This is a genomic window from Halomonas sp. 707D4, from assembly GCF_024158685.1.
In the GTDB taxonomy this organism is placed as follows: Bacteria; Pseudomonadota; Gammaproteobacteria; order Pseudomonadales; family Halomonadaceae; genus Vreelandella.
The window spans coordinates 1-1,104 of the sequence record NZ_JAMZBD010000729.1 but is presented as its reverse complement, the minus strand read 5'-3'; the positions used below and the strand labels follow the sequence as shown (position 1 = coordinate 1,104).

Sequence of the window (1,104 nt, the reverse complement as noted above, 5' to 3'; positions counted from 1 at the left end):
AGACGGCGCTGCGCACCCTGCGCGACGCCCAGGTCCGGGCCAGCATCGGCCTGCGCCAGAGCGTGCTGGTGCGGGGTGGCACCGGCATGGGGAAGTCGGCGTTGATGGTCGGCTTTCGCCAGCTCGAGCTGAGTCGCGACGCGGCGGTGTGCTGGCTGCCCACCACGCGGCTGTCGGTGCTGGAGCCCTACGGGGTCGCCCGGCAACTGCTCGGCTGGCACTTCGGTCATGAAGGCGACCGTGCGGCGCTTCGGGGGCTCCAGCAGACGCTCGATATGACCGCGCTCGACGACGAGCGCCAGGAACTCCTTGAGCAGGCGCTCGGGGTGAGCGACGTCGAGGACATCAGCCGGCTGACCCAGAACGGCGAGGCCGTCGAGCTGGTCGCAAGGCTTCTGCACCGGCTCATCGAGCGCGAATCCCGACAGCGTACGCTGCTGCTGCTGATCGACGACCTGCAGTGGCTCGACGAACCCTCCTTCAAGGTGCTGTCCGGGCTGCAGGCGCGATTGCCGATCAATACCGCTTTCATGCTGGTGGCCAGCCACCACGGGCGCGAAGTGCTTCCGGTCAAGCTGCACTGGGATCAGCAGATCACGCTCGGCAAGCTCGACGCAGGCCAATCCGCCCGGCTCTTGTCCCAGCTCGCCCGGCGCTACCAGATCCACCTGAGCCCGCGCCTTCGAAATCAGATCGTCGAGCGCTGCGACGGTGTCCCGCTCTACCTGCAGGAGATCTGCCGGCGACTCGACATGGATCGCCGCGAAGGGCGCAGCGTCCAGTTCAACGAGTTGCCCAAGGGGCTGCTTGGACTGCTCACCAGTCGCATCGACCAGCTGGAGGCCGATCGCGACGTCGCCCACGTGGCGGCGGTGCTTGGCCGGCGTTTCCGGCTCGGCATGCTCGGCGAAGCCTGCGCCCTCGACAAGGGCCGCCTGCACAAGGCGCTCGAGCACATGCGCCAGCTCGAGATCATCGAGAGCGTGGAGATCGGCGGGGGCGAGCCCGAGTATCAGTTCAGCCATCAGCTCTTGCACGAGGCGGCGTACCTGTCCGGCCCGAAGGACGTGCGCGTGGCGCTGCACCAGCAGGTAGTGACGCTGA

1 protein-coding gene is annotated in these 1,104 nt (G+C 67.8%); it reads left to right on the top strand.

The genetic code is table 11. The annotated features are described in order from the left end of the window. Positions 1 to 1,104: AAA family ATPase (locus tag BIS11_RS18265; RefSeq protein WP_253586819.1), on the top strand; the 1,104-nt coding region annotated here is incomplete at both ends.